At 32.3% G+C, this 24,824-nt stretch carries 29 protein-coding genes and 1 tRNA gene; 17 read left to right on the forward strand and 13 right to left on the reverse strand.

Annotated features, from left to right (window positions below; genetic code table 11):
* Nucleotides 1–186: 186 nt before the first annotated feature.
* The 5 genes from ACLGLP_RS01850 to hisF all read left to right on the forward strand — a co-directional run bounded on the left by ACLGLP_RS01850 (nt 187) and on the right by hisF (nt 3,598).
* Nucleotides 187–1,419 carry a molybdopterin molybdotransferase MoeA gene (locus ACLGLP_RS01850; RefSeq protein ID WP_492113241.1) on the forward strand — a complete coding sequence of 411 codons (1,233 nt, stop codon included), beginning with the start codon at nt 187–189 and terminating at the stop codon, nt 1,417–1,419.
* Nucleotides 1,416–1,742: a divalent-cation tolerance protein CutA gene (cutA, locus tag ACLGLP_RS01855; RefSeq protein ID WP_492113242.1), complete on the forward strand. Its 327-nt coding sequence runs from the start codon at nt 1,416–1,418 to the stop codon at nt 1,740–1,742. The genes ACLGLP_RS01850 and cutA overlap by 4 nt, the downstream gene beginning before the upstream one ends.
* Complete coding sequence (locus tag ACLGLP_RS01860; RefSeq protein WP_492113243.1) at nt 1,742–2,482, forward strand: SIR2 family NAD-dependent protein deacylase; 741 nt, start codon at nt 1,742–1,744, stop codon at nt 2,480–2,482. Before cutA ends, ACLGLP_RS01860 begins: the two co-directional genes overlap by 1 nt.
* A 62-nt stretch (nt 2,483–2,544) precedes the next feature.
* A complete protein-coding gene (locus tag ACLGLP_RS01865; protein WP_492113244.1) occupies nt 2,545–2,745 on the forward strand; it encodes an FmdB family zinc ribbon protein in 201 nt (66 codons plus the stop codon).
* Nucleotides 2,746–2,818: 73 nt separating this feature from the next.
* On the forward strand, nt 2,819–3,598 hold the full coding sequence (gene hisF / locus ACLGLP_RS01870; protein ID WP_492113245.1) for an imidazole glycerol phosphate synthase subunit HisF: 780 nt from the start codon (nt 2,819–2,821) through the stop codon (nt 3,596–3,598).
* 17 nt (nt 3,599–3,615) lie between these two features.
* On the opposite strand, the gene ACLGLP_RS01875 is transcribed toward hisF, so the two are convergent.
* From ACLGLP_RS01875 to ACLGLP_RS01885, 3 genes are read right to left on the reverse strand one after another with little or no spacing between them, the layout of a single operon-like run.
* A complete protein-coding gene (locus ACLGLP_RS01875) occupies nt 3,616–3,795 on the reverse strand; it encodes a hypothetical protein (RefSeq protein ID WP_492113246.1) in 180 nt (59 codons plus the stop codon).
* Complete coding sequence (locus ACLGLP_RS01880; RefSeq protein WP_492113247.1) at nt 3,792–3,905, reverse strand: DUF4143 domain-containing protein; 114 nt, start codon at nt 3,903–3,905, stop codon at nt 3,792–3,794. Before ACLGLP_RS01880 ends, ACLGLP_RS01875 begins: the two co-directional genes overlap by 4 nt.
* Complete coding sequence (locus tag ACLGLP_RS01885) at nt 3,874–4,161, reverse strand: AAA family ATPase (protein WP_492113248.1); 288 nt, start codon at nt 4,159–4,161, stop codon at nt 3,874–3,876. The genes ACLGLP_RS01880 and ACLGLP_RS01885 overlap by 32 nt, the downstream gene beginning before the upstream one ends.
* Nucleotides 4,162–4,517: 356 nt before the next feature.
* On the opposite strand from ACLGLP_RS01885, the gene ACLGLP_RS01890 reads away from it, so the two are divergent.
* Nucleotides 4,518–5,327 carry a universal stress protein gene (locus tag ACLGLP_RS01890; protein ID WP_492113249.1) on the forward strand — a complete coding sequence of 270 codons (810 nt, stop codon included), beginning with the start codon at nt 4,518–4,520 and terminating at the stop codon, nt 5,325–5,327.
* 1 nt (nt 5,328) lies between these two features.
* Here ACLGLP_RS01890 and ACLGLP_RS01895 read toward each other — a convergent pair whose 3' ends face one another.
* From ACLGLP_RS01895 to ACLGLP_RS01925, 7 genes are read right to left on the reverse strand one after another with little or no spacing between them, the layout of a single operon-like run.
* Complete coding sequence (locus ACLGLP_RS01895; protein ID WP_492113250.1) at nt 5,329–5,925, reverse strand: TVP38/TMEM64 family protein; 597 nt, start codon at nt 5,923–5,925, stop codon at nt 5,329–5,331.
* Nucleotide 5,926: 1 nt separating this feature from the next.
* Nucleotides 5,927–7,249 carry a DNA repair protein RadA gene (gene radA, locus ACLGLP_RS01900; protein WP_492113251.1) on the reverse strand — a complete coding sequence of 441 codons (1,323 nt, stop codon included), beginning with the start codon at nt 7,247–7,249 and terminating at the stop codon, nt 5,927–5,929.
* A gap of 2 nt (nt 7,250–7,251) precedes the next feature.
* A complete protein-coding gene (locus ACLGLP_RS01905; protein WP_492113252.1) occupies nt 7,252–8,676 on the reverse strand; it encodes an ArnT family glycosyltransferase in 1,425 nt (474 codons plus the stop codon).
* Complete coding sequence (locus tag ACLGLP_RS01910) at nt 8,657–9,232, reverse strand: phosphatase PAP2 family protein (RefSeq protein ID WP_492113253.1); 576 nt, start codon at nt 9,230–9,232, stop codon at nt 8,657–8,659. The genes ACLGLP_RS01905 and ACLGLP_RS01910 overlap by 20 nt, the downstream gene beginning before the upstream one ends.
* Complete coding sequence (fsa, locus tag ACLGLP_RS01915) at nt 9,232–9,888, reverse strand: fructose-6-phosphate aldolase (RefSeq protein ID WP_492113254.1); 657 nt, start codon at nt 9,886–9,888, stop codon at nt 9,232–9,234. Before fsa ends, ACLGLP_RS01910 begins: the two co-directional genes overlap by 1 nt.
* Nucleotides 9,885–11,090 carry an argininosuccinate synthase gene (locus ACLGLP_RS01920; RefSeq protein WP_492113255.1) on the reverse strand — a complete coding sequence of 402 codons (1,206 nt, stop codon included), beginning with the start codon at nt 11,088–11,090 and terminating at the stop codon, nt 9,885–9,887. Before ACLGLP_RS01920 ends, fsa begins: the two co-directional genes overlap by 4 nt.
* A gap of 11 nt (nt 11,091–11,101) precedes the next feature.
* Nucleotides 11,102–11,419, reverse strand: a complete 318-nt coding sequence (locus tag ACLGLP_RS01925) for an MTH1187 family thiamine-binding protein (protein WP_492113256.1) — start codon at nt 11,417–11,419, stop codon at nt 11,102–11,104.
* A gap of 116 nt (nt 11,420–11,535) precedes the next feature.
* Between ACLGLP_RS01925 and ACLGLP_RS01930 the strand changes: the two genes are divergently transcribed.
* Genes ACLGLP_RS01930 through ACLGLP_RS01940 form a run of 3 tightly spaced genes read left to right on the forward strand, consistent with a single transcriptional unit; the run spans nt 11,536 to nt 15,552 of the window.
* A complete protein-coding gene (locus tag ACLGLP_RS01930) occupies nt 11,536–13,728 on the forward strand; it encodes a bifunctional alpha,alpha-trehalose-phosphate synthase (UDP-forming)/trehalose-phosphatase (protein ID WP_492113257.1) in 2,193 nt (730 codons plus the stop codon).
* Nucleotides 13,721–14,344, forward strand: coding sequence for a DUF5752 family protein (locus ACLGLP_RS01935; RefSeq protein WP_492113258.1), 624 nt, complete (start codon nt 13,721–13,723; stop codon nt 14,342–14,344). The genes ACLGLP_RS01930 and ACLGLP_RS01935 overlap by 8 nt, the downstream gene beginning before the upstream one ends.
* Nucleotides 14,344–15,552, forward strand: coding sequence for a glycosyltransferase (locus ACLGLP_RS01940; RefSeq protein WP_492113259.1), 1,209 nt, complete (start codon nt 14,344–14,346; stop codon nt 15,550–15,552). Before ACLGLP_RS01935 ends, ACLGLP_RS01940 begins: the two co-directional genes overlap by 1 nt.
* Nucleotides 15,553–15,564: 12 nt before the next feature.
* On the opposite strand, the gene ACLGLP_RS01945 is transcribed toward ACLGLP_RS01940, so the two are convergent.
* Entirely contained in the window at nt 15,565–17,124 is a 1,560-nt protein-coding gene (locus ACLGLP_RS01945) for a radical SAM protein (protein ID WP_492113260.1), read from the reverse strand.
* Nucleotides 17,125–17,199: 75 nt separating this feature from the next.
* Here ACLGLP_RS01945 and kdsA point away from each other — a divergent pair, with 75 nt between their 5' ends.
* From kdsA to tadA, 6 genes are read left to right on the forward strand one after another with little or no spacing between them, the layout of a single operon-like run.
* Nucleotides 17,200–17,994, forward strand: a complete 795-nt coding sequence (kdsA, locus tag ACLGLP_RS01950; protein WP_492113261.1) for a 3-deoxy-8-phosphooctulonate synthase — start codon at nt 17,200–17,202, stop codon at nt 17,992–17,994.
* A complete protein-coding gene (locus tag ACLGLP_RS01955) occupies nt 17,981–18,514 on the forward strand; it encodes a KdsC family phosphatase (protein ID WP_492113262.1) in 534 nt (177 codons plus the stop codon). Before kdsA ends, ACLGLP_RS01955 begins: the two co-directional genes overlap by 14 nt.
* Nucleotides 18,481–18,963, forward strand: a complete 483-nt coding sequence (lptC, locus tag ACLGLP_RS01960) for an LPS export ABC transporter periplasmic protein LptC (RefSeq protein WP_492113263.1) — start codon at nt 18,481–18,483, stop codon at nt 18,961–18,963. Before ACLGLP_RS01955 ends, lptC begins: the two co-directional genes overlap by 34 nt.
* Nucleotides 18,963–19,706 (forward strand): RadC family protein, encoded by a 744-nt coding sequence (radC, locus tag ACLGLP_RS01965; RefSeq protein ID WP_492113264.1) that lies wholly within the window; start codon nt 18,963–18,965, stop codon nt 19,704–19,706. The genes lptC and radC overlap by 1 nt, the downstream gene beginning before the upstream one ends.
* On the forward strand, nt 19,703–21,346 hold the full coding sequence (gene ispH, locus ACLGLP_RS01970) for a 4-hydroxy-3-methylbut-2-enyl diphosphate reductase (RefSeq protein ID WP_492113265.1): 1,644 nt from the start codon (nt 19,703–19,705) through the stop codon (nt 21,344–21,346). Before radC ends, ispH begins: the two co-directional genes overlap by 4 nt.
* Before the next feature lie 6 nt (nt 21,347–21,352).
* Nucleotides 21,353–21,811, forward strand: coding sequence for a tRNA adenosine(34) deaminase TadA (gene tadA, locus ACLGLP_RS01975; RefSeq protein ID WP_492113266.1), 459 nt, complete (start codon nt 21,353–21,355; stop codon nt 21,809–21,811).
* A gap of 2 nt (nt 21,812–21,813) precedes the next feature.
* On the opposite strand, the gene ACLGLP_RS01980 is transcribed toward tadA, so the two are convergent.
* On the reverse strand, nt 21,814–22,677 hold the full coding sequence (locus tag ACLGLP_RS01980) for a diguanylate cyclase (RefSeq protein ID WP_492113267.1): 864 nt from the start codon (nt 22,675–22,677) through the stop codon (nt 21,814–21,816).
* Between the two features lie 123 nt (nt 22,678–22,800).
* Between ACLGLP_RS01980 and ACLGLP_RS01985 the strand changes: the two genes are divergently transcribed.
* Together ACLGLP_RS01985 and ACLGLP_RS01990 are read left to right on the forward strand one after the other, a co-directional pair.
* Nucleotides 22,801–22,892, forward strand: a tRNA-Ser gene (locus ACLGLP_RS01985).
* Nucleotides 22,893–22,927: 35 nt separating this feature from the next.
* A complete protein-coding gene (locus ACLGLP_RS01990; RefSeq protein WP_492113268.1) occupies nt 22,928–23,875 on the forward strand; it encodes a biotin--[acetyl-CoA-carboxylase] ligase in 948 nt (315 codons plus the stop codon).
* On the opposite strand, the gene ACLGLP_RS01995 is transcribed toward ACLGLP_RS01990, so the two are convergent.
* Nucleotides 23,865–24,815, reverse strand: coding sequence for a universal stress protein (locus tag ACLGLP_RS01995; RefSeq protein ID WP_492113269.1), 951 nt, complete (start codon nt 24,813–24,815; stop codon nt 23,865–23,867). The two genes, ACLGLP_RS01990 and ACLGLP_RS01995, sit on opposite strands and share 11 nt — an antisense overlap.
* Between the last annotated feature and the right edge of the window lie 9 nt (nt 24,816–24,824).

Here is a 24,824-nt window from a genome sequence, read left to right on the forward strand (position 1 = left end):
TTATTAATCTTTAAATTTTTATAGATTCTTTCAAAAAATCTGTCAAGTTAAATTAAAGGGATTTTCCTCTGGAAAATGCTATTAACATAAATATTTTTTATTTTTTCTTTAAATTATCTTTTTTTTCTTCTTTTTTGAATATGCTTTATTTTTTTTTCTCTTTGATTATAATAAAAACCTAAGGTAATGCTTGATAAAAAATATCTTACTTTAGAAGAAGGGCTAAAGACTCTTTTAAGTAAGGTAACTTTTTCAAGTCTTCCTTTTGAAAAAATTCCTATAGAAAAGGCATATAACAGGGTTACCTACGAAGACATTTTTGCTCCTGAAAATTTGCCAGGTTTTAGAAGATCAACTGTTGATGGATTTGCAGTAAGGTCTCAAGATACCTTCGGAGCAAAAGAAACTATGCCTGCTTATTTAACAGTAAAAGGGCACATTCCTATGGGTAAGGCTCCAGATTTTTCTTTAGGTCCCGGAGAAGCTGCTCAAATTGGAACAGGGGGAATGCTTCCTGAGGGAGCAGATGCGGTGGTAATGATAGAACATGTAAACGAAGTTTCTTCTGATTTAATAGAAGTTTTAAAGCCTGTTGGACCAGGAGAAAATGTCATTTTTGAAGACGAAGACATTAAAAAGGGAGAACTTGTAATACCAAAAGGGCATAAACTAAAGCCCCAAGATATAGGAGGACTTGCAGGATTAGGAATTACTGAAGTTAAAGTCGTTAAAAAACCTGTCGTTGCTATAATACTTACGGGAGATGAAATTATACCTCACAACGAAAAAGCTACCCCTGGAAAAGTTAGAGACATTAATTCCTTTGTATTAGCAGGATTGATTGAAGAAACCGGAGGAATTCCTCTTAAAATGGGAATTGTAAAGGACAATTATGATGAAATTAAAGAAGTGGTGTTAAAGGCTAATGAGTTGGCAGATATTATTTTAATAAGTGGAGGAACAAGTGCAGGAATAAAAGATATGACTGCTCAAATTATAGATGAACTTGGTAAACCTGGGGTTATTTTTCACGGAATTTCCATTAAACCGGGAAAACCTGTAATAGCTGGAATCTGTAACGGAAAACCCGTTTTTGGACTTCCTGGTCATCCTGTTGCTGTTTATGTGTGTTTCGAGCTTTTCGTAAAGCCTGTTATGGAAAAAATGCTTGGAATAACTGACAAGAGTTATAAGTGTAAAGTTAAGGCAAGACTAACAAAAAGTGTTTACTCCCAAGCAGGAAGAACAGACTTTGTACGAGTTTATCTTGAAGAAAAAGATGGGGAAATCTTTGCTACTCCTCTTATAAGCAAATCTGGTCTTATTATGACCTTGGTTAAAGCTGATGGGATACTCTGTATCCCCGGGGATCTTCTTGGATATGAAAAAGACGAAGAAGTGGAGGTAGAAATTATATGAAAGAAAAGGTAGTGTTTTTTTATGTTACCTGTGGTTCTGTAGATGAGGCTCAAAAAATAGGAAAGACTTTGCTGGAAGAGAGGTTATGTGCCTGTGTTAACATCTTCTCAAAAGTTAAATCTATTTATTGGTGGGAAGGAAAAATTGACGAATCTGAAGAAGCTATCATGATTGTTAAAACAAAGGAATCCCTTTCAGAAATTGTAGAAAAAAGAATCCTTGAGCTTCATTCTTATACCTGTCCCTGTATTGCAAAAATAGATATAGAAAAAACAAATGAATGCTTTAAAAAGTGGCTTTTTGAGGAAACAAAGACTTCTTAATGAATTTATATAAAGAAGTTGCAGAACTCATAAAAGACTCTAAATATGTTGTAGCTTTTACTGGAGCTGGCATTTCTGTAGAAAGTGGTATTCCTCCGTTTAGAGGATCACAGGGACTCTGGGCTAAGTACGATCCAGAAGAATTTGCCTATATAGAGGCTTTTTTTAAAGATCCTGCAAAGGTTTGGAAAATGTTAAGAGAAATGTTTGAAATTATCCTTAATGCAAAACCAAATCCTGCTCATAAGATTTTAGCTGAACTTGAAAAATTGGGATATTTAAAATCTGTTATTACTCAGAATGTAGATGGACTGCATCAACTTGCCGGAAACAAAAATGTAATAGAATTTCACGGAAATTGCAGATGGCTTTTGTGTTTAAGATGTGGTAAAAGAGAGGAAGTTAAAAAAGAAGTCATTGAAGCCCTACCTTATCCTAAGTGCAAAGATTGTAATAGCCCTTTAAAACCTGATGTGGTATTTTTTGGAGAACCTATACCCTTTAACGCAAAAGTAAAAGCTGAGTTTGAGGTAAAAAATTGTGATGTAATGTTAGTTATTGGAACATCTGGAGTTGTTTATCCTGCCTGTGAACTTCCGTATATGGCAAAATTAAATAAGGCAAAAATCGTAGAAATTAACCTTGAAAAAACTACTTATACAAATTCCATCTCAGATTATTTTATCAAAGAAAAGGCTTCAGAAGCACTTTTAAAAATTTTTTCTAAAATTTGCTCTTGATTTTTAAATAAAAGTTATTATTTTACTTACGGCTTTATTTTTGAAAAGGGGAGATTTAGGTTATGCCCATTTATGAGTATAAATGTTTAAATTGCGGAAAACTTTTTGAAAAGCTTTTACTTAAAAAAGAAGAAGAAACGAAAGTAAAATGCCCATATTGTAATTCACAAAATGTCAAAAAAACTGTATCAAGTTTTTATTCTGCCAAAAAATCCTCTTTTAGCAGTTCTTCCTGTGGTGGCAAAAGATTTGGTTTTACCTGAGCTTAAGGTTCTAACGAGGGGAGTTTCTCCTCTCAGGTCTTTCTTTTTAAGGATTTCGTTATAAATTAAAGATATGCTCAGCAAGAGAATCGTAGTTTGTCTTGATGTAAAAGACGGAAAAACTACAAAGGGAATTAAATTTAAGGATAATGTAGAGGTTGGCGATCCTGTTGAAATGGCTGAAAAGTATTATTTAGAGGGTGCAGATGAGATTGTTTTTTACGACATTACCGCAAGTGCTGAACACAGAAAAATCATGATTGATGTGGTTAGAAAAACTGCAGAACGCATTTTTATTCCCTTTTCGGTAGGAGGAGGAATTAAAAGTTTAGAGGATATGAGAGAGGTTTTGCTTGCAGGGGCTGAAAAGGTTTCAATAAATACTGCAGCGGTTTTAAATCCAAAACTTATTTATGAAGGAGCTAAAGCTTTTGGTTCTCAATGCATAGTTCTTGGAATGGATGTAAAAAGAGTGGAAAAGTCAGCTAAAATCCCCTCTGGTTATGAAGTCTGGATTAAAGGTGGAAGACAGCCTATGGGAATTGATGCAGTGTGGTGGGCAAAAGAAGCTGAAAACCTTGGAGCAGGAGAGATATGTCTCAATTCCATAGATGCAGACGGGACAAAAGAGGGGTACGAGCTAAACATAACAAGAATGATAGCAGAGGCTGTAAACATACCTGTCATTGCCTCAGGAGGAGCAGGTCACCCAGAACACCTCTATGAAGTCTTAACCGAAGGAAAAGCCGATGCCGCTCTTATTGCCTCAATGGTGCATTATGGGATGTACACCATAAGAGAAATCAAAGAATACCTTGCCCAAAAGGGTGTCAAAGTCCGCTTAAAGTGGTAAAATAAGGAGAACTTCTTTTAAAAAATTTCCTCCTCGTAAAGGTAATAAAAGGGGAAAAGTATTAGCTCAGTATTTCCTATTTTAATTCTATCATATAGTCTGAGATTTATCACTAAAGCTCTTTCTGGCTTATATACCTTGATAAAACTTCGTAGAGCCCTTGGAATTTCAGCCTCCTTTAATTCTTTATACTTCACCTCAACAGGATCTGAGTTCTTCCGAGATCTATCACAAAGTCAATTTCTGCTTTATCCTTGGTTCTCCAGAAGTGAATTTTAAAGGGTGTATTCCTTTCGCTGAATCTCATCAATAAAGACAAAGCCCTTCTTTTCTCCGAATTCAAGCCTTATCCTCTGAATCAGAGCCTCCTGAGACCTGAAGTGAACCTTATCATATTCCAGATCAAGGTTGAGAAAAAGAGTAGGTTCTCCTTTTCTTTTCAGCTCCTCCTCCAGGAGTTTCATAAGGGTTGTTTTCCCAGCCTGTCTTGGTCCAACAATAAGGGTTATCTCAGGTTTCTCAATGTGCTTTTTTATCTCCTGATAAAGCTTTCTCTTAATCATACTTCCATTTTAACCCGAGATTTTTGAAAGTAAAGTTATAAAATTCTCAGGTTAAATTGCTTACTTCTCTTAACCAAAATAAGACCATTTTTGTAAAAGCCTCAAAAAATTTAGAAAATAAAAAAGAACACTTGCAACCTTCAAGTTTTTGGTGGGTAATTTAATTTTTATTAAAAATTTTTAGAAAAATAAAATAAAATTCTAAAATATTAAAAAAAATAATTGTAACTGTCTAATTCCTTTTGAATTAACGATTTATTACTAAAATTTGTTAAATTTTGTCCTTGTTAAAAAATTATTTTAACTGTAAAAAATTTAATAATAAAATTTAAAAATAATAATAAAGGGGGGCTAAAATGGAGGTAAAATTGGAAAGAATACTTGTGGCAGTTGATGGTTCAGAGGCAGCAAATTTTGCTGCGCAGGCAGCAGTTGAACTTGCAAAGCATTTTGGAAGCACAATTTATGCTATCTGTGTTGCTGAATTCCCTATATTGTTGGGAGCAGATTTTGTATTACCTCAACTTATGGAGACTTTAGATAAAGAGGTTAAAAAAATTCTTGATGAGGTTAAAGTTATTGCTGAAAAGGCTCAAGTAAAGTGTGAGACAGTAAGCCATACAGGAACCGAGCCTTCTAAATACATTATTGATGAAGCAAAAAAGAATAATGTTGATTTGATAGTTCTGGGCAAAAAAGGAACAATGCTTGGTTCTGTAGGTAGAAAAGTAATTGGAGGAGCTGTCTCTAATGTTCTTGTTGTTCCTGTGGGAGCAACTTTAAATTTTGATAAGATTTTAATAGCAACAGATGGCTCTATCTACAGTCAAATAGCAGCATCTGAAGGGATAGGATTTGCCAAAAAATTTAATAGTGAGCTTATTGTAGTTTCTGTTGCCAAAAAAGATGAAAATGTTCCTTATGCAGAGGAATCCGTGAAGATGGTAAAAGAGGCTGCTGAGCGTGAGGGTGTAAAGGTTCAAACAGTTGTGGCAAAGGGAGAACCTTTTGAGCAAATTGTTGAGGTAGCAAACAAAAATGCTGCTGGTTTTATAGTTATGGGAACTTATGGGAGAACAGGTATTGAAAAGTTTTTTATGGGAAGCGTAACAGAAAGAGTAATAGCTATATCAAATAGACCCGTATTGGTGGTAAGAAAAAAGTAATTTAATTTTTAAGAGCAATTTTTTCAAAGTATCTTTTTAAAAAAAGAAAGATTAAAAAAACAAAGAAAAAAGAAAGACTTACAAAAACTATGCGGTAAGGATGACCTCCGTAAACTACATCACCCTGCAATGAAAGGGCAAAAGTGCCTGGCAATCTTCCAAGAGTGGATATCAGAATAAAGGCTTTAAAAGAAATTGGCATAAGTCCAAGAAGATAATTTAGAATATCCTTGGGAAACCCGGGAAATAAATAAAGAAAAAATACTCCTGTAGTTCCATATTTTTTAAATATTTTTTTTATTTTTAAATATTGGGCTGAATTTTCGTATTTTCTCAAAATTTTCTTTTTTAAAAGTCTTCCTATATAAAAGGATATAGAAGACCCTATGGCAATTCCTATGCTACTTAACAAAAAACCTTTGAAAGCACCGAAGAAAAAGCCTGCTAAAAATCCTGTTGCCTCACCAGGAATAGGAGCTATAACTACCTGTAAAGCCTGCAAAACTATAAACAAAATAGGAGCAAGATGGGGATATCTTCCTAAAAATATTCTAAGTTGCTCTCTATCTCCCCAAAGAGAAAAGATATTTTCAAACATTTTAACCAAAAATCTTTTTACAAACCTCCGAAACTTTTTTACACGAAAAAATTTCCATTTCAAATTCTTTTTCTTTAATACCTGTTAAAATAGGAACAAAGGCTTTTTTAAATCCCTTTTTTTCTGCTTCTTTTAGTCTCAAAGATATGTCTCTAACGGGTCTAAGTTCACCAGAGAGACCTATTTCTCCGATAAAAACAGTTTTTGCTGGTAGTGGTTTTTCTATAAGACTTGATATTAATGCCATAGCAATAGCAAGATCTGCTGAAGGATCTCTTACCCTCAATCCTCCTGCTATTTTCACATAAATATCCTGATCTCTAAAGTTAAAACCGAGTTTTTTTTCAAGGATAGCAACAAGTAAAGAAAGCCTTATGGGATCAAAACCTACTGCGGTTCTTCTTGGGACTGCAAAATAACTTTTCGTAACGAGTGCCTGAGCCTCAACAAGAATGGGTCTTGTTCCTTCCATTATACAAAATATAGCTCCTTCTTCTCCTGAAAGAAAAAGGTCTTCATATTGAGAATGGGGAACAAGCCCCTTTTCCGTCATCAAAAACACTCCTATTTCGTTTACCGGACCAAAACGATTTTTAACAGCTCTAAGGATTCTAAATCCGGTTTCTTTTTCCCCTTCTAAATAAAGAACTACATCTACTAAGTGCTCTAAAATCTTTGGTCCAGCTATAACCCCACCCTTGGTGATGTGCCCAACCAGAATAACTGTAATTTCCTTTTCTTTTGCAAGACGCATAAGAGTATTTGCACATTCTCTTACCTGCGAAACTCCTCCTGGAGAACTTTCAAGCTCTGGAAGATAAACTGTTTGAATAGAATCTATAATTAAAAGCTGAGGTTTTATTTCCTCAACTGTTTCTAAAATACCAGCTAAATTTGTATCAGAAATAAAATAAAAATCTCTGTTTATACCCAATCTTTCAACTCTTAAACTAACCTGTTCAGGAGATTCCTCTGCTGAAACATAAACTACCTTTATCCCTTTTTCAGAAAGAAGACCTGCTATCTGAGTTAACAAAGTAGATTTACCTATTCCTGGATCCCCTCCTATAAGAATAAGAGAAGAAGAAACTATCCCCCCTCCTAAAACTAAGTCAAATTCTGATAAACCAGTTTTTAATCTTTCTTGTGGTTTAAACTCTAATTCAGAAAGCCTTTGAACTTTTGCCTTTTCAAAAAAGTTTTTTTTATTTTTTTTATCTTTTTCTTCCCTTTCTTCAACAAAAGTATTCCAAGCCCCACACTCAGGACATCTCCCCAGCCACTTTAAACTTTTATATCCACATTCTTGACAAAAATAAGCCATGTCTAACTCTTAAAATTGAAAATTCCTTGCCATATAGAAAAATTTCTGTATCTTTTTTTGGTAATTCTTATTCTTATTTCTTCAAGTTTTTTAGAATCTTTCAAGTATTGGGGTTCTGAGAAACCCCTCTTTACAACCAAAACCTTTGCCCCTATCAAAGAACTTGTATTTCTCCAAATGTGATACTGATTTTCTGGAAAATTTTTAAATTGGATAACATAAATCTCTGGATGGGCTTTTAAATAAAAGGACAGAGTTGCAGCTATTGCCCTATCCTCAGTTACAATAGGCTCCCCTTTATTATAATATTTTTCAACCCTTTCCGCAAGAATCTCCCATCCTCTAAATTTCTCTAAAAGCACCTGAATAGGCTCTGGAAATTTTTCTGAAAAATAACCAAAAACATAAATTACACAGGAAAAAATAACAGCTATAATTAAATTGGTATAAATCAAAACTTTCCAACTTTTAGAATTATAAAAATAGCTAAACAAAAATAAATATCCTGTTAAAATAAAAGGTAAAATCCAGTTTACATTAAACTTAATAAAAAAAGACAAAAAAGTAAGAATTAAAGTCGCAGGAAAAGAAAGAAAATAGAGAAAATTTAAAATTTCTGAACCAGTTTTTTTGAAAAAATTTTTAATGTAAAAAAAGCCAACATATAGAAAAACCAAAAATAGAGGAGTATATACTGCTATAGAGTCTATCAAAAATTTTAAAAAAGAATAAATGGAAATAGTTTTTCTACTAAGATGTTCTTCTGTATGTTTTAATAAAACAAACTGATGAATGTAATTCCAATAAAGGTTAGGGAAATAAATAATAAGTGCTATCAAAAATATTAAATAAGTTTCTTTTTTGAAAAATAAATTTCTATAAAAAATTAATAGATAAATCAGGCTTAAAAATAAAAATACAAACATAGTTTGTTTGGTTAAAAGACCAAATCCCATAAAAATTCCCGTCAAAATTGCATTTTTAAGAGATGGATTTTTAAAATATTCTAAAAAGAAATAAAGAGATAAAACCCAGAAAAGTAACAAAGGTGGATCTATGGTCATTATAAAACTATAAACCGTCAAAATTGGAGTAAAAGAAAGAAAAACTAAGAGTAATTTGGCATTGTTTTTGTCAAAATGTTTAAAAATTAAGATATAGGAAGTAAATATCGTTAAAGATAAACAAATCAAGGCAGGAAACCTTATTGCAAATTCGGTGTTTCCTAAAATTAAGGTAGATATTTTTATTATCCAGGCTATCATAGGAGGTTTACTATAATATCCAAGGTCAAAAAATCTTGACCAATCCCAATAATAAGCTTCGTCATATGAAAGAGAAATTGGTAAAAAGTAAAGATATATGGTTTTCAAAAAGAACAAAATGAGGATAAAAATAAAAGCTAATTTAAAATCTTTGTTTTTCATAAATTTGGGTTAAAATTGAATTAGCTATTTTATAGAAAGCGAAAGCAAAAATAAATCCTAAAATCCATCCTCCCAAAATGTCTAAAGGAAAGTGAACTCCGAGATAAATACGGGACCACCCAACAAAAATAAAAAAGGGATATAAAATTATAGCTAACCTAGGAAAAAAAAAGAATAAATAAAAGGAGGAAAAAGAAGAATTTGAGGCATGACAAGAAGGGAAACTTAAGCTTGTATCTTTTTTTAAAGGATTTTTTAAATACAAAAATTGTTTATTTTTATAATAATAAACATCTGAAATACTAATAAATGGTCTTTCTCTCTTAAAAATTGGTTTAAAAATTCTTGCACAACTAAAATCAACAATTAAAAAACCAAAAATCATAAAAAATAGAATAATTAAATATTTTTTAAAAGAATATCTAATTAATAAAGTGAAACTTGTAAGTAAATAAAATAAATCTATAAAAAGAGAATTGCTAAATAAAGGTAAAATTTTATCTAAAAGTGGAAATCTAAAATGATTTATAAGATAAAATAATTGAATATCTAACATTAAATAATAGTTATATTAGCTTTCTTAGCATCTTCTAAAAATTTACTTAAGCCTACATCTGTTAAAGGATGTTTAAACATTTGTTCTATTACTTTAAAAGGAATGGTTGCTATATCAACTCCTAAAAGTGCGCATCTTCTAACATGATCAACATGGCGTATACTTGCAGCAATTATTTCTGTTTCAAACTCGTAAAGGGCATAAATTTGTATTATTTCTTCTAAAACTTGGATTCCGTTGTAAGCTACATCATCTATTCTGCCAATAAAGGGAGAAACATAAGTTGCACCAGCCTTTCCTGCAATTAAAGCTTGTAAAGGAGAAAACACAAGGGTAACATTTGTCTTAATTCCTTCTGCTTCCAAAGCCTGAACTGCTTTTATTCCTTCGTGAGTAAATGGAATTTTAACAACCACATTATCTCCCATTTTGGCAAGTTCTCTTGCTTCTCTTATCATTCCTTTAAAATCTGTTGCTATTACTTCCAAAGAAACTGGTTTATCTGGAACCTCCTTAAGTATTTCTAAAGCAGCCTCTTTCCAAGGTTTCCCTGTTTGGGAAAGAAGGGTAGGATTAGTAGTCACTCCATCAAGAATTCCCCATTCCTTTACTTTTCTAATCTCTTCAATTTTTGCGGTATCAACAAAGATTCTCATAAATCCCCTCCTGCAACTAAATTGTATATTTTAAGTCTCAATCCTTGAAGTCTTATAAATCCTTCTGCATCCTTTGGATTGTATCCCTCCTTTTCGTCAAAGCTCACAAGTTCTTTTTTATAAAGGCTGTAAGGACTTTTTCTCCCAACAACCATTACATTTCCCTTATAAAGTTTAAGCCTTATTGTTCCGGTTACCCTTTCCTGAGTTTTTTCTATAAAGGTTTTTAGGCTTTGAAATTCAGGGCTAAACCAAAAACCATAGTAAATAAGTTCTGAAATTTTTGGAGAAAGGGTATCTTTAATTCTCATAACCTCTCTATCAAGAGTTATTTGTTCCAATGCGCGGTGAGCTACATGAAGGATTGTGCCTCCTGGGGTTTCGTATATCCCTCTGCTTTTTAGCCCAACAAATCTATTTTCTACCATGTCAACCCTTCCTATTCCGTGTTTTCCCCCAATTTTGTTAAGCTTTGAAAGTAAACTTGCGGGGCTAAGTTTTTCTCCATTTATAGCTACAGGTTCTCCCCTTTCAAAATCAATTTCTATGTATTCAGGAGTATCCGGAGCTTTTTCCGGAGAGGTAGTCATAATAAACATGTCTTCTGGAGGCTCTTGCCAGAGATCTTCTAAAATACCTCCTTCATAACTTATGTGGAAAAGATTGGCATCAATGCTATAAGGTTTTTCAGGGGTTACTGGCACAGGAATGCCGTGCTTTTTAGCATACTCTATAAGCTCAGTTCTTCCTTTAAATTCCCACTCCCTCCACGGAGCAATGATCTTTAAATCTGGAGAAAGTGCTGTGTAGGTTAGCTCAAATCTAACCTGGTCGTTTCCCTTTCCTGTTGCCCCGTGTGCAACAGCATCTGCGGACTCTTCTTTTGCAATTTTTACTTGTTCCTTAGCAATAAGAGGTCTTGCAAGGGATGTTCCAAGCATATACCAGTTTTCATAAATTGCTCCAGCTTTAATAGCAAAAAAAACATAATCTTTTACAAATTCTTCCTTTAAATCTCTTATAATTACCTTTTCTGCTCCACACTTAATTCCCTTTCTCTTTATTTCTTCCCAGTCTTCTTCCTGCCCAAGATCAGCGCAAAAAGCAATGACAGGGCATTGATACCTCTCAACAAGCCATTTTAAAATAACAGAAGTATCAAGACCGCCAGAATAAGCTAAAACTATCTTTTTTGGTTTCAAAAAGACCTCCTCTAAGTCGTGCTAAGAGATTTTCCCAGCTTTTCTTCAACTGATTTAACCTTTCCTTTGATACGCCCTGATTTTCCTTTTCTATAATCCATTTTTACATTAACAATAATGCGATTGCAATCCTTTTCTAAAGCCTTAAAACATCTTTTTACGATTTCTAAAGCCTCTTCAATAGTTTCTGTTTCAACGATTGTTTCCATCGGAGTCAAAACATAGGGATATTTTGACTCTTCAATGACTTTTACTGCTCTTGCCACATATTCACTAACACTTTCTCCTTTATCAAGAGGAAAGATGCTTATTCCTAACAATACACTCATAATATGGCAATTTTACAACAAATTCTTTTAATATCAACTTAAAAACTTGACGAATTTAAAATCGTGCTTAATTTTTTTTAAAAAATCAAAAAATCTTAAAAATTCCATAAAATTTTATGAAAGATCAATCTAAAACATTAATCGTAGTATCTAATCGTCTTCCTTTTACCATAAAAGAAGATTTAAGTTTTTCTAAAAGTCCTGGTGGTTTAGTATCAGGGCTTGAAACTTTTTTAAAAAAATCTGATATCAAGGATTATATTTGGATAGGATGGATAGGATCTCACAACATAGATAAAAGAAAATTTGATTTGGTAAAAAAGAAGGCTAAAAGATATAAAGTTTCTCCTATACTTATTCCTGCAAAGCAATTAGATAAATTTTATAATGGCTTTTGCAATAAAATTCTTTGGCCTCTTTTTCATGGTTTTAAAAGTTTTGTAGTTTATGATGAAAGTTATTGGGAAACTTATATAGAAGTTAACAAACTTTTTTGTGAAGAAGTATCTAAATTTGTAACAGAAAACTCAATAGTATGGATTCACGATTATCATCTCATGCTTTTACCCTCTATGTTGAGGGAGCTTTTTCCAGAAACAATGATAGGCTTTTTTCTTCACATACCTTTTCCTCCGCCAGAGCTTTTTATGCAACTTCCTTGGAGAAAAGAACTCCTTGAAGGTCTTTTAGGATGTGATCTTATAGGGTTTCACATTTTTGAATACACTACCAACTTTTTAAGAACTCTTTCCCGCACCCTTGGAATAGATTATAAAATGGGAGGAATCTTATATCAAAATAGATTCATAAAAGTTGAAACCTTTCCTATGGGAATTGACTTTGAGCTTTTTCATAATGCCTGTGAAAAAAAGAAAATAAAAAGTCTTGTAAAAAAAATTAAAAATCATCTCAAAGACAAAAAGATTATTTTTTCTGTAGATAGACTTGACTATACTAAAGGAATATATAACAGACTTCTTGCTTTTGAAAGGCTTTTAATCACTCGTCCTGATCTTCATGAAAAGGTTGTCTTAATAATGGTTGTAGTTCCTTCAAGAGAAGGCGTAGAACACTATCAAAGGATGAAAAAACAATTGGAAGAAAAGATAAGTGAAATAAATGGAAGATTTGGGAAAATACACTGGATTCCTGTATTATACTATTACAGATTTCTTAACTTTGAAGAGCTTGTAGCTCATTACTTAGCTACAGATGTAATTTTGGTTACCCCTTTAAAAGATGGAATGAATCTTATTGCTAAAGAATTTGTAGCTTCAAGAAAAGATAAAAGAGGAGTTATTATACTTTCTGAATTTGCAGGAAGTGCAAAGGAATTAGGAGAAGCTATTATTGTAAATCCCAATTCAGTAAGTGATTTAACTGAAGCTATAGAAAAGGCTCTTGAAATCTCAGAAGAAGAGCAAAGAGAAAGAATTTCTTCTATGCAAGAAAGATTAAAAAGATACAACATTATAAAGTGGGGAAGAGATTTTATTTCTACCTTAGAATCTCTTGGTAATAAAAAAATAAAATTTGCTACCAAACTTTTAAATTCAGATCTTGTTGCTGAAATTAAAAAATCTTTTGATAAAGCGACTTACAGAATACTTTTCCTTGACTACGATGGCACTTTGGTGCCGTTTTTCTCAAAACCACATTTAGCTGCTCCTGACAAAAAACTTAAAGAGCTTCTAAATAATCTTTCTCAATTTCCAAATACAGATATAGTAATTGTTTCAGGAAGAAAAAAGGAAGATTTAACAAACTGGTTTGATGGTATAAAATTAAATTTTATAAGTGAACACGGAATATTTATCAAAAGGTATAACAGGGATTGGGAAACCCTTGTAAACATCTCACCAGATTTTAAATCAGCCATAAAAAATATAATGGAACTTTATGTAGATCGCTTACCTCAATCTTTTATTGAAGAAAAGGAATTTTCTATCGTTTTCCATTACAGAAATGCAGACCCAGAGCTTGCAAACTTAAGAATCGCAGAGTTAATTGACGAACTGCTCATTTTAATTGGAAATATGCAAGTTAATCTTCTTTTAGGAAATAAAGTTGTTGAAATAATACCTGCAGGTATTGACAAAGGTGTGGCAGCTAATATATTTTTGAGGGAAAAACCCTATGATTTTATTCTTGCAGTAGGAGATGATACCACCGATGAAGACCTATTTAGAAGCCTTCCAGAAGAGGCTATAACTATAAAAGTAGGATCAGGAAGGACCTTGGCTAAGTATGGTGCAAAATCTTATATAGATGTAAGAAATCTTCTTGAAAATTTCATAAAAAATGATTAATCCTTTTATCTTCAAGTCTGAATTTTGGATTCCAAAATATACAGGATTCAAAGCAAATTCTATAAAAGACTTTATAGAAATTCTCAAAACTATCGATAAATTTTCTATTTTTTATCATATGTATATAAACATTTTTAATTATCACAATTTACCTACCTTTTATACTAATAGTTTTTCCTACTGGTTTTATAAAAATGGGCATCTTTTTTTAGCAGAAAAGCTTTCTATAATTGATCCCTTAGACTATTACGACTTAGAAGAATTGAGAAATGTTTTAATTCAAACCTTGGAAAAAAATTACGGTAAAAACTGGAACGAAAAAGAAAAAATTCCGTTTTATTTTATCACAGCTGAAAGAGAAGTAATTGAATGTGGAAAGATAGCTAAAAATTTAGAAGAATTTATAGATATGTTTAAAGATTCAAGTATAAATTCTCTTTTTTATCATCTCGTAACTTCAAGAATTGAAAATAAGACCTTGATTAACGACTATTCTTCCTGGTTGTTCAATTTGGGCGAGTCAAAAAAGGCAGAAAAAATAAATAAATTAGATCTTTACAGCATGAATTTGTATGAAGTAAAAAAAGAAATCATAAAAATTTTAGAAAACAAATGATGTTAAAAGAATATATTCCCTTTGTTGGTAAAGAAACAATTGAAGAGCTCTTTCTCATTAGTCAAAAACTTAAAGGTTTACGAATTCTTCACATAAATTCTACTTACAAAGGAGGAGGGGTTGCTGAAATTTTAAACAGACTCGTTCCTCTTATGAACGAACTCGAAATAAAAACAGACTGGAAAGTGTTTAAGGGTGATGATAAGTTTTTTAATTTTACAAAAAAATTGCATAATCTTCTTCACATGCCAAGTGGAAAAGGTATTAGCAGTGAAGAAATTGTTTATTACTTAAAGGTTACTTATGAAAATCTTAGGGAAATAGATACAGAAAACTATGACATAGTTTTTATTCATGATCCTCAACCCATGGGTCTTATTATAAAAAAACAACCAGGGCAAAAATGGATATGGAGATGTCATATAGACACTTCAACTCCTGAGCCTCAAGCCTGGAATTTTCTCGAAAATTTCTTAAATGCCTATGATGCTTGTATTTTTCACATGCCTGAATTTGTATACGAAAAGATAGGAATCCCAACCTATACTATTCTTCCATCCATTGATCCCTTGCATCCAAAAAATATAGAGCTTACAGAAGAAGAAGTAATAAATACATTAGAAAAGTTTGGTATAGATCCTGAAAAACCAATTATTCTTCAGGTTTCCCGTTTTGATAGACTGAAAGATCCTTTTGGGGTTTTTGAAGCTTATAAACTCGTAAAGAAAAAATATGATTGCCAGCTTGTTCTTGCTGGATCTTTTGCTTCAGATGATCCAGAAGGAGAAGGAGTTTACAAAGAGCTTCTCAATCTTACTGCTGACGAAAAGGATGTTTTTGTACTAAATCTTTCACCTGATAGCCATAAAGACATTAATGCCTTCCAAAGAGGAGCAACAGTTGTTGTGCAAAAATCTATAAAAGAGGGGTTTGGTCTTGTTGTTTCAGAGGCGATGTGGAAAGGAAAGCCAGTTGTTGGCTCAAATGTAGGTGGAATAAAAAGACAGATTGTGCACGGCGTAACAGGCTATCTCGTAAATAGCATTGAGGGCACTGCATTGAGAATAAAACAACTTTTAGCAAATAAATATTTCAGAGAAGAAATGGGATTCCACGCCAAAGAAAGAGTAAAACACAGATTTTTAATTATCCGTCATTTAAGGGATTACCTTATACTTATTTATAAAATCCTTAACCAAAGCTCTTAACTTTTTCAACTCTTAGCAGGCTCCACAGAGTTTACACTTATCAGGTTTACAAAAATTGGTTAATTTTAAATCTAAAGCTCTCTGCCACTCTTTCCACAAATATTCCTTTTTTATTCCCACATCAATTTTGTCCCAAGGAAAAGAAACTTCTAAAGAATTCTTTGGTGCTAAAATCTCAGATAAGTTATCAATTTTTTTCATAGCTCTATTTAAACTTTCTCCCTTAGCCATTAAAAGCAGAAACTCTTTTAGGCTTTTTCCACCCCTTGCTATTAAAGCTTGAATTAAAGCAGTTTTAGGAGATTCTACCTTTAAATTTTTAACAAATCCAAGTCTCTTTTTAATAAATCTTTCTTTTTCTTTAAGTTCCTTTATGTCTGGAAACTTATGCCACTGAAAAGGAGTGTGGGGTTTGGGAACAAAAAAAGAAAAAGTAAAGGAAAAATTAAGCTTATATTTCTTTTTTAATAAAACTTCTACAAGTTTTACCGTTTCCTCAACATCCTCTATATCCTCAAGAGGAAGTCCCATCATAAAATAAAACTTTACATTTTTTAATCCCTTTTCTTGGAACCTACTTAATGCCCAAAAAATTTCCTCCTCACTTATGTTTTTGTTAATTACTTTTTTAAGTTTTAAAGACGCCGTTTCAGGAGCAATGGCAATGCTTTTAGTTCCTTTAAGAAGCTCCAAAAATTCATCATTTAAGGCATCTATCCTCAAAGAAGAAAAGGTAAGAACACAATCCTTTTCCAAAAGTCTTTTCCCAAGAAAAATAACCTCTTTTTGATCAGCAAATTCAAGTCCTATAAGTCCTACTTTTGACTTTTCAGGAATTTCTTTTATTACTTTGCTTAAAAGATTTTCTGAATGCCTTCTCGGAGGTCTGTAAACAAATCCAGCAGCACAGAATCTACAACCTCTTCCACATCCCTTGGAAACCTCTACTAAGTATGTATCTGAAAACTCCGCCTTTTTACTGATAAGTTTAGAATAAATAACTTCTTTTGGCTCTTTACTTTTCGCTACTTTAATAATCTTTTCATTTTCTAAAGGAACATAAGAAAAGGGAAGCTCATTTAAAGCATTAAGAAGCTTTTTTTTGTTTTGAAAATGTTTTAAAATAATGGAAATGACTTTTTCTTCAATTTCTTCCCATTCGCCAAGTAAAAAGACATCGATAAAATCTGAAATAGGTTCGGGATTAAGCCAGGTAGCCACTCCCCCTGCTAAAATGGGTTTTTCTCTTTTTTTAGGACTGAGCTCAATCTCTCCCAGCATTAAAATTTTTATCACATTTATGTAATCAACTTCAAAGGGAATAGAAAAGATTATGAGATCAAAGTCCTTAAGAGGTCTATTACTTTCAACAGATCTTAAAACTTCATTTTCTTTCGGTAGAAAGACTCTTTCACAAACTATTTCCTCATATTTATTTAGCCTTTCGTAAAGGTATAAAAAACCAAGATTTGACATTCCGATGTTATAATAATTGGGAAAAACAAGAGCAATTGAGACCTTCCCTCTCCACCTTTTTTTAATGTAATTTTTTTCAAACTCCAAATAATTCATAATTTTTAATACTTGCAAGGTTGTTCTTTTGATTATAAAATAGGTTTAAAAATTTAACAAAAAAGATTTTCCTTTATGAAAAAAAGCTTTTTAATTATTGCTGGTCCTTGTGTGCTTGAAGACTTTGACACTGCTTTATACATTGCTCAATTTTTAAAAAATCTAATTCCAAGGTTTGGGTTTGATTATGTTTTTAAAGCTTCTTTTGATAAAGCAAACAGAACTTCTCTCTTTTCTTACAGAGGACCAGGTCTTGAAAAAGGGCTTTACTGGTTGGAGGAGATTAAAAAAAGGGCGGGAGTTAAAATAACTACTGATGTTCACGAAACCTGGCAGGTAAAGCCAGTTTCTGAAGTAGTAGATATTATTCAGATTCCTGCTTTTCTTTGCAGACAAACAGATCTCGTGGTTGAAGCTGCAAAAACAGGAAAAATAGTTAACATCAAAAAAGGGCAATTTATATCTCCCTGGGATATGAAGTATGTTTTGCAAAAAGCCCAGGCTCAAAATCCAGAAGAAGTAATGCTTACCGAAAGAGGCTATTCCTTTGGATACAGAAATCTGGTTGTAGACTTTAGATCCATTCCTATTATGAAAGGTTTTGGAGTAAGGGTTATTTTTGATGCCACACACAGCGTTCAGCTTCCAGGAGGGGCTGAAGGAAAATCAGGAGGTGAAAGGGAATTTATTCCCTATCTCATAAGAGCTGGTGTTGCAGTGGGAGCTGACGGAATTTTTATGGAGGTTCATCCAGAACCAGATAAAGCTCTCTGTGACGGACCTAACTCTTTGCCTCTTTCTGATCTTGAAAATATCTTACAACAAATAAAGGACTTAAGAGCTGTTGTTGAAAAACATGGAATATCCTGAGAATGTGCTTAAAAAGGCTCAAAAAATAAAGTTTCTTCTTCTTGATGTGGATGGCGTTTTAACAGATGGCAAAATAATTATAGATGAATATGGTAAAGAAATAAAGCACTTTAATGTGCTTGACGGAATGGGAATTAAGCTTTTGCAAAAAATAGGAGTAGAAGTAGGAATTGTTTCAAGCAGAACCTCTTTAGTGGTGGAACATAGAGCAAAAGAATTGGGAATTAAGATTTTAATACAAGGAGAACTTGAAAAACTCAAAGCTTACGAAAATTTATTAAAAGAAAAGAATCTTAAAGATGAAGAAGTAGCTTACATAGGAGATGATTGGGTAGATTTACCGATTTTAAGAAAGGTTGGGCTTGCTATAGGAGTTCCAAATGCCTGGTATCCTGTAAATAAGTATGTAGACTATGTAACTAAACATCCTGGTGGAGAAGGAGCCGTAAGAGAAGTATGTGATCTTATTTTAAAGGCAAAAGGAAAATGGGAAGAATTACTAAACTTTTACTTAACATAGTCTTTTTAAACTTTCTACTCTTTTCTCATTCTCTTTCTTTTAAAGTTGCCTCTCAAAATCTGGAATATGCTCTTTACAAAGGAGAAAAACTTGTATGGAGTTTTAAAATAAATAACTTTATTCAGGAAGATAACGGAAACTTTAAAGGAGAGGGGATTTATATTTTAAACAAAGAAAAAGGGGTTGAAATCTGGGCAGATAAAGGATTTTACATAAAAAATGAAGACAAATTCTTACTTAAAGCTAATGTTCGACTCGTGACCTCTGAATATGGAGAAATAATAACAGATGAACTAACCTTTTATCCCAAAAAAAATCTCATTTTAACTGATAAAGAGGTTCTATTAATAAAAAAGGGCTTTAAAATAAAGGGAATAGGATTGATTTATAACATTGATACTGGCAATTTTAAGATAACAGAAAAAGCTCAAGTTAATTTAAAGCTCTAATGAGCATAAAAAAAGAAAAAATTCTTATTGAAGCTTATGAAAAGGCAAAAGGGCATAGAAACAGGGTAAAGGAAAGATTTTTGAAAGAAGGTCCAGAAAGGTTTACCGACGAAGACCTTCTTGAACTCCTTCTTATTTTTAGTATTCCTTATAAAGACACGAGAAAACTTGCAAGAGAACTTTTAAATCATTATAAAACCCTTGACAGTGTTCTTGATGCCTCCTTAGAGGAACTATCCAAATTTAAAGGGCTTAAAGAAAAGTCGGCTTTACCTTTAAAAGTAGTAAAAGAAGTGGCAAGAAGATATTTAAAAGCTAAGGCTTTAAAAACAGAATACCTCAAATCTCCTCAGGAGGTTTATGATTACTTGAAATATGAAATGCAAAATCTTACAAGAGAAACCTTAAAAGCAATTTTTTTAGATGCTAAATCCAAAATACTTGACATAGAAACCCTTTTCGAAGGAACCATTACAGAAAGTGCTGTCTATCCAAGGGAGATTTTTGCAAAGGCTGTAGAAAAAAAAGCTGTCTCTTTAATACTTGTTCACAACCATCCCTCAGGAGACACAAATCCATCAAAAGCTGACATAAAACTTACCAAAAATCTCATTTTAGCTGGATACCTTCTTCAGTGTAAAATAATAGACCACATCATCATAGGTAAGGACGGATATTTTAGCATGGCTGAAAAGGGTATTATAGAAAACTTGGAAAAGGAAGTAGTAGAGGCTTTGAGATGAGAATAAAGATTGCCAAAAAAGCTGGATTTTGCATGGGAGTTAAAAGAGCTGTAAACCTCGTCTTAAAAGCTCTTAATGAGAAAAAATACCCTATTTATACCTATGGACCACTTATCCACAATCCACAAACTCTTGAGCTTTTAAGTAAACTCGGAGTAAAAATTATCAAAAGCCCAGAAGAAAATGTAGATCCTGGAGTTTGCATAATAAGAGCACACGGGATTCCTCCTCAGGAAAGAGAAAAACTTTCTAAAAAGCACGAAATTATAGATGGGACATGCCCAAGGGTTTTAAAAGTTCAAGAACTTGCAAAAAAGGCTGTTTCAGAGGGAAAAGAAGTAGTTATTATAGGAGATAAAAATCATGCAGAAATTAAAGGTATTCTCGGATATTGCCAAGATAAGGGCTATGTAGTTAATTCCTTTAAAGACATAGAAAATCTTCCTCAACTTAAAAACTATGTAATTCTCTCTCAAACCACACAAGATAAAAAGTTTTTTAAGGAACTTTCTGAAGCTATTTTATCAAAATATCCCAATGGAAAAATTGTAAATACCATATGCAACGCAACTGAAGAAAGGCAAAAAGAAGTTATAAATCTAAGCAAAGGTCTCTCTTCTATAATTGTAATAGGTGGAAAGTTCAGTGCCAATACTAAAAGACTTGCTGAAATTGCTAAAAAAGAAGGCAAAAAAGTTTATCTAATAGAAAAACCTGAAGAAATTCCTTTAGAAGAAATTAAGGAAGAAAAGGTTATCGGTATAACAGCTGGTGCTTCAACACCAAACTGGCTCATAAACGAAGTAGTAGACTTTTTAAAATCAAACACCTCCTCAATTTATAACTTCCTAAAAACTTTTTCCTTTTTATCTTTCCTTCATTCCCTTAATTTTACCTTGCTCTTTTTAGCCCTTCTAAGCTTTACCAATAAAAACTTTGACGCAAAAACTTTTTTCCTTATTTTCTCTCTCTTTTCCTTTTTAATGCTAAAATATAACTTAGAAAATCTTCAAAACATAAAAACCTTTGAATTTTTTTATTCTATAAAGGGCTTTTTCTTAAAAAAACACCACATATTAGTAAAAACCCTCATAGCTATTTTTTCCCTCTTGTGCATAATAAGTAGCCTTTTTTATCATCCAAGAATTTTAGCTATTTTTATTGCTCTTTTAATTTTAAATCAACTCTTACTTAAAACTTCCTTTCACTTTCTTATGCCTCTTCTTATCATAGCCTCTCTTTCTCTTTTTCTTTATCCATCCTGGAATTTTTCCTTTTCTTTAATATTTCTGCAGACTATATTTTTTCTTCTTTTTTTACGCCTTTACTTTGAAGTGGTTTATTTCCAAACAGATGGCTTTTTACCAGAAAACCTTTTAATCTCCTATTTTAATTACAAAGAAGCTTTTATTTATAAGCTAATGCTAACCCTCGTTATTCTTGGGACCCTTTTTATGCTTCCTTTAATTTACATAAATATATATTATTTAGTCCTTTTAATATCCTGGGGATTAGCATATAAACTTTATCTTCTTGTTAAAAATAGAATTCTTGGAAAAATAGTTTATCTTGAGAATTTGTCTTTTCTTTTACCTTTTAGTTTTGCCTTATTAAGTATAATTTTAAATTTGTTAGTTTAATTAGTTATGTTTGATAAAGCTGATTATTTTTTTATGGAAGAAGCCTTAAAAGAGGCTGAGCTTGCCTTTAAAGAGGATGAAGTCCCTGTGGGTGCAGTAGTTGTAAGTCCTGAAGGAAAAATAATAGGAAAGGGAAGAAATCAGATTATCAAGCTTTGTGATCCCACAGCCCATGCTGAGATCTTAGCTATAAAATCTGCATCTAAAAATCTGAAAAATTATAGACTTATAGGTTGTAAAATGTATGTTACCTTAGAGCCTTGTCCTATGTGTGCTTATGCCCTTGTTCTTGCAAGAATTGAGGAACTTATTTTTGCAACTTCGGACGAAAAGGCAGGTGCCTGCGGAAGCATTTACAACATAGTTCAAGACAAAAGATTTAATCATCAAGTTAGAATAAGAAAAGGTCTTTTAAGCGAAAGGGCTCAAAAACTACTAAGAGAATTTTTTAAAAATAAAAGGTAATATCAATCTTCCCAAACACAAACTCTATTTTTCCCGAGTTTTTTAGCCTCATACATCGCTTTATCTGCTTTGTGAATAGCATCCCAAAAGTCATCTCCAGGTTTATAAAGACAAAGCCCTATACTAACAGTAATTTTTATCTCAGGTAAATCTTCAAATCTAATATTTTCAACTTTCATTCTCAAACGCTCTCCTAATTTTTTCCCTTCCTCTAAATCACACCTATAAGCTATAACTAAAAATTCTTCTCCACCGTATCTTATGAGTTCATCGGTAATTTTTATGTTTTTTCTTAAAGTCTGGGCTAAGCTTTTTAATACCTTATCTCCTACTACATGTCCAAAGGTATCATTTATGTTTTTAAAATTATCTATATCTATCATTAAAAAGCTCGTCGGTCCACTTACCTTTTTCAGCTTAGTTCTTAAAAGTTCTAAATAAGACCTATTATGAACTTCTGTAAGAGGATCTAAATAGATTACCTCTGGGAAATTTTTAGCAATATCTCTTATACTTAAAATACCTACCAATTTGTTTCTTTTATTAATCACAGGAAGATGACTTATGTTATTTTTTTTCATAAGTGTTAATGCCTTAGTATATGGTTCGTTATAGTAAATAGTAATTAAGGATTCCTTGCTTTTGTGAAGTTCTTTTAATACCTGGGAAATAGTTGGAGGATATAAGCTCGTAAGACATATTTTGGTTAAATCTCTTACAGTAATGATTTGATAGGGCTCCCTTTTTTCATCAACAATTATAATACTTCCTATTTCGTGTTTTCTGAATAAATTAATTAAATCCTGGACGCTATCCTCGAGTTTTAAAGTAATTGGGTTTATTTTCATTATGTCTTTAACTTTCATTTTTACTTAACATTTCACTTTTGAAATTTTAAGTAAAAAGTTGGGGTGTCCTTTATATAAACTATTTTTTATATTTTGCAAGTTTTTAAAAAATTATTAAAATAAAGTTATAATTTAACTAAGGGAGGAGTGCCCGAGTGGACGAAGGGGGCCGACTCGAAATCGGCTAAGGGAGGTAATCCCTCCCTTCGGGGGTTCGAATCCCTCCTCCTCCGCACCAAAATCTTCCACTTCGGAAGTGGTAGATGAGATGATAAGTCCTACTAAATTAAGCATTCTTAAGCTTTTAAAAGAAAATAAAGCAATTTCTGGAGAAAAAATCGCTAAAGCTCTAGGTATATCAAGAACCGCTGTGTGGAAACACATTCAGGACTTAAAGAAAAAGGGTTATCAAATTAAAAGCTCTCCAAAAGGCTATACCTTAGAAAATTCTATAGACTTACTTAGTGCTGAAGAACTCTCTGATCTCCCATACAAGGTTTATTACTTTAAAGAAGTTACTTCTACTATGGATGTGGCAAAAAATTTAGCTGAAAAAGAAGAATCCGCAGTTATCATAGCTGAAACTCAAACCAAAGGAAGAGGAAGGCTTGATAGAGTCTGGTATTCTCCTAAAGGTGGAATATGGATGAGCTTAGTTATAAAACCTCCCTTTTCTCTAAAAGAAGCTTTTCTTCTTACTTACATTGCTGGTCTTGCAACTGCCTTAGCTATTGAAAAAATAGCAGGTATCAAGGTTTATCTCAAATGGCCAAATGATGTTATATACAAAATAAATAATAAAGAAAAGAAACTTGCCGGAATTCTTCTTGAAGTAAAAGCTGAGATTGACAAAATTAAATATGCCATAATAGGAATAGGAATAAATGTAAATAACGAAATAAGTAATTTACAACCTCAAGCCGTTTCTTTAAAAGAAATCTTAAAAAAAGAATTAAGAAGAAAAGACATAATCAAAGAACTTGTGGAAAACTTTAAAAAATTTTTGAATTATAAGCCGAAAGAAATTATAGACTTATGGAAGGAAAAAAGTCTTACTATCGGAAAAAAGGTTAAAATCATTCATCCTGAGGGAGAAAAAATAGGAATAGCTACTGACCTTTCTCCTGACGGAGCATTGATCTTAAAAACAGAAGAAAACGAATTTTTAAAGATCTATTCAGGAGATTGTAATCACTTAAGATCTGTTAAAGGTTAATAATAGCAATAGTTGGCTCTTTACAGTGATAAATTACGGCAGAACTTACGCCACCAAGCACAAGGTCTTTAAGTGCTGATCTTCCCTTTCTTCCCATAATTACCAGATTGTAATTATTCTCTTTTATCTCCCTTATTATTTCCTCTGAAGGAATTCCCATAAGTATTTGCGTTTGAATTAGCTTTTCTGGAACATACTCATTCAAAAACTCATTTTTTGCTATAGCGAGAACTTCTTCAGCCTCTTTTTCAGGATCCAAACCCTGTTCAATTCTTTCGTAATAAACATCAAGATTAATCACTCTTAACAATTTTACTTCTTTTACTTTTTCTTTTAAGTTTTTTACTAAATAAATTCCGTGCTCTACAGCTCTTTTAGAATACTCAGATCCATCAACAGGAATAAGAATCTTTGAAACAGGATCTTCTGTTTTTTCTGTAAACTTTTCTCCTATTAAATAAACTACTTGCTTTTTCGCATTATAAATAACCTTTGTGGAAACACTTCCCATAACCAAACTTTCAGTAAGTGACATCCCTCTGCGGGAAATGAAAACCGAAGAAAAATCCTCTTGAGAAAGAACTTCTATTATTTTATTCCCAGGGTCGCCTTCTTCCACTCTTTGATTTATCTCAGCTGTAATTCCAGAATCTTTTAATACATTTTTATATTCTTCAAGCATGGGTTTTATAAATTCTTCTAAAAATTGCTCCTTGAGTTTTTTAAATAAGCTCGATTCCTTTAAAAATTCAAACCTTAAATCTACTCTCTTTTCATGCTTAGTTAAATACCCTAATCTTATCACATGAAAAATTGTTATTTCAGAAATTTCTTTATTAAAGTATTTTAAAAATTTACCAGCAAAGGTTACAGCTCTTTTAGAAAATTCACTTTCATCAACAGGAAGTAAAACTTTTCTAAATACATGAATTTTTTCCACTTGACCCCC

This window comes from Caldimicrobium sp. SLHALR3 (genome assembly GCF_058692735.1).

Coding starts and splice junctions, on each gene's coding strand:
- cutA (WP_492113242.1), top strand. CDS start 1,416: ATGAAAGAAAAGGTAGTGTTTTTTTATGTTACCTGTGGTTCTGTAGAT.
- ACLGLP_RS01990 (WP_492113268.1), top strand. CDS start 22,928: ATGATAAGTCCTACTAAATTAAGCATTCTTAAGCTTTTAAAAGAAAAT.
- ACLGLP_RS01935 (WP_492113258.1), top strand. CDS start 13,721: ATGATTAATCCTTTTATCTTCAAGTCTGAATTTTGGATTCCAAAATAT.
- ACLGLP_RS01980 (WP_492113267.1), bottom strand. CDS start 22,677: ATGAAAGTTAAAGACATAATGAAAATAAACCCAATTACTTTAAAACTC.
- hisF (WP_492113245.1), top strand. CDS start 2,819: ATGCTCAGCAAGAGAATCGTAGTTTGTCTTGATGTAAAAGACGGAAAA.
- ACLGLP_RS01895 (WP_492113250.1), bottom strand. CDS start 5,925: ATGTTTGAAAATATCTTTTCTCTTTGGGGAGATAGAGAGCAACTTAGA.
- tadA (WP_492113266.1), top strand. CDS start 21,353: ATGTTTGATAAAGCTGATTATTTTTTTATGGAAGAAGCCTTAAAAGAG.
- ACLGLP_RS01880 (WP_492113247.1), bottom strand. CDS start 3,905: ATGAGATTCAGCGAAAGGAATACACCCTTTAAAATTCACTTCTGGAGA.
- kdsA (WP_492113261.1), top strand. CDS start 17,200: ATGAAAAAAAGCTTTTTAATTATTGCTGGTCCTTGTGTGCTTGAAGAC.
- ispH (WP_492113265.1), top strand. CDS start 19,703: ATGAGAATAAAGATTGCCAAAAAAGCTGGATTTTGCATGGGAGTTAAA.
- ACLGLP_RS01955 (WP_492113262.1), top strand. CDS start 17,981: ATGGAATATCCTGAGAATGTGCTTAAAAAGGCTCAAAAAATAAAGTTT.
- radC (WP_492113264.1), top strand. CDS start 18,963: ATGAGCATAAAAAAAGAAAAAATTCTTATTGAAGCTTATGAAAAGGCA.
- ACLGLP_RS01905 (WP_492113252.1), bottom strand. CDS start 8,676: ATGAAAAACAAAGATTTTAAATTAGCTTTTATTTTTATCCTCATTTTG.
- ACLGLP_RS01945 (WP_492113260.1), bottom strand. CDS start 17,124: ATGAATTATTTGGAGTTTGAAAAAAATTACATTAAAAAAAGGTGGAGA.
- ACLGLP_RS01860 (WP_492113243.1), top strand. CDS start 1,742: ATGAATTTATATAAAGAAGTTGCAGAACTCATAAAAGACTCTAAATAT.
- ACLGLP_RS01925 (WP_492113256.1), bottom strand. CDS start 11,419: ATGAGTGTATTGTTAGGAATAAGCATCTTTCCTCTTGATAAAGGAGAA.
- ACLGLP_RS01850 (WP_492113241.1), top strand. CDS start 187: ATGCTTGATAAAAAATATCTTACTTTAGAAGAAGGGCTAAAGACTCTT.
- ACLGLP_RS01885 (WP_492113248.1), bottom strand. CDS start 4,161: ATGATTAAGAGAAAGCTTTATCAGGAGATAAAAAAGCACATTGAGAAA.
- fsa (WP_492113254.1), bottom strand. CDS start 9,888: ATGAGAATCTTTGTTGATACCGCAAAAATTGAAGAGATTAGAAAAGTA.
- lptC (WP_492113263.1), top strand. CDS start 18,481: ATGGGAAGAATTACTAAACTTTTACTTAACATAGTCTTTTTAAACTTT.
- radA (WP_492113251.1), bottom strand. CDS start 7,249: ATGGCTTATTTTTGTCAAGAATGTGGATATAAAAGTTTAAAGTGGCTG.
- ACLGLP_RS01910 (WP_492113253.1), bottom strand. CDS start 9,232: ATGTTAGATATTCAATTATTTTATCTTATAAATCATTTTAGATTTCCA.
- ACLGLP_RS01930 (WP_492113257.1), top strand. CDS start 11,536: ATGAAAGATCAATCTAAAACATTAATCGTAGTATCTAATCGTCTTCCT.
- ACLGLP_RS01865 (WP_492113244.1), top strand. CDS start 2,545: ATGCCCATTTATGAGTATAAATGTTTAAATTGCGGAAAACTTTTTGAA.
- ACLGLP_RS01940 (WP_492113259.1), top strand. CDS start 14,344: ATGTTAAAAGAATATATTCCCTTTGTTGGTAAAGAAACAATTGAAGAG.
- ACLGLP_RS01890 (WP_492113249.1), top strand. CDS start 4,518: ATGGAGGTAAAATTGGAAAGAATACTTGTGGCAGTTGATGGTTCAGAG.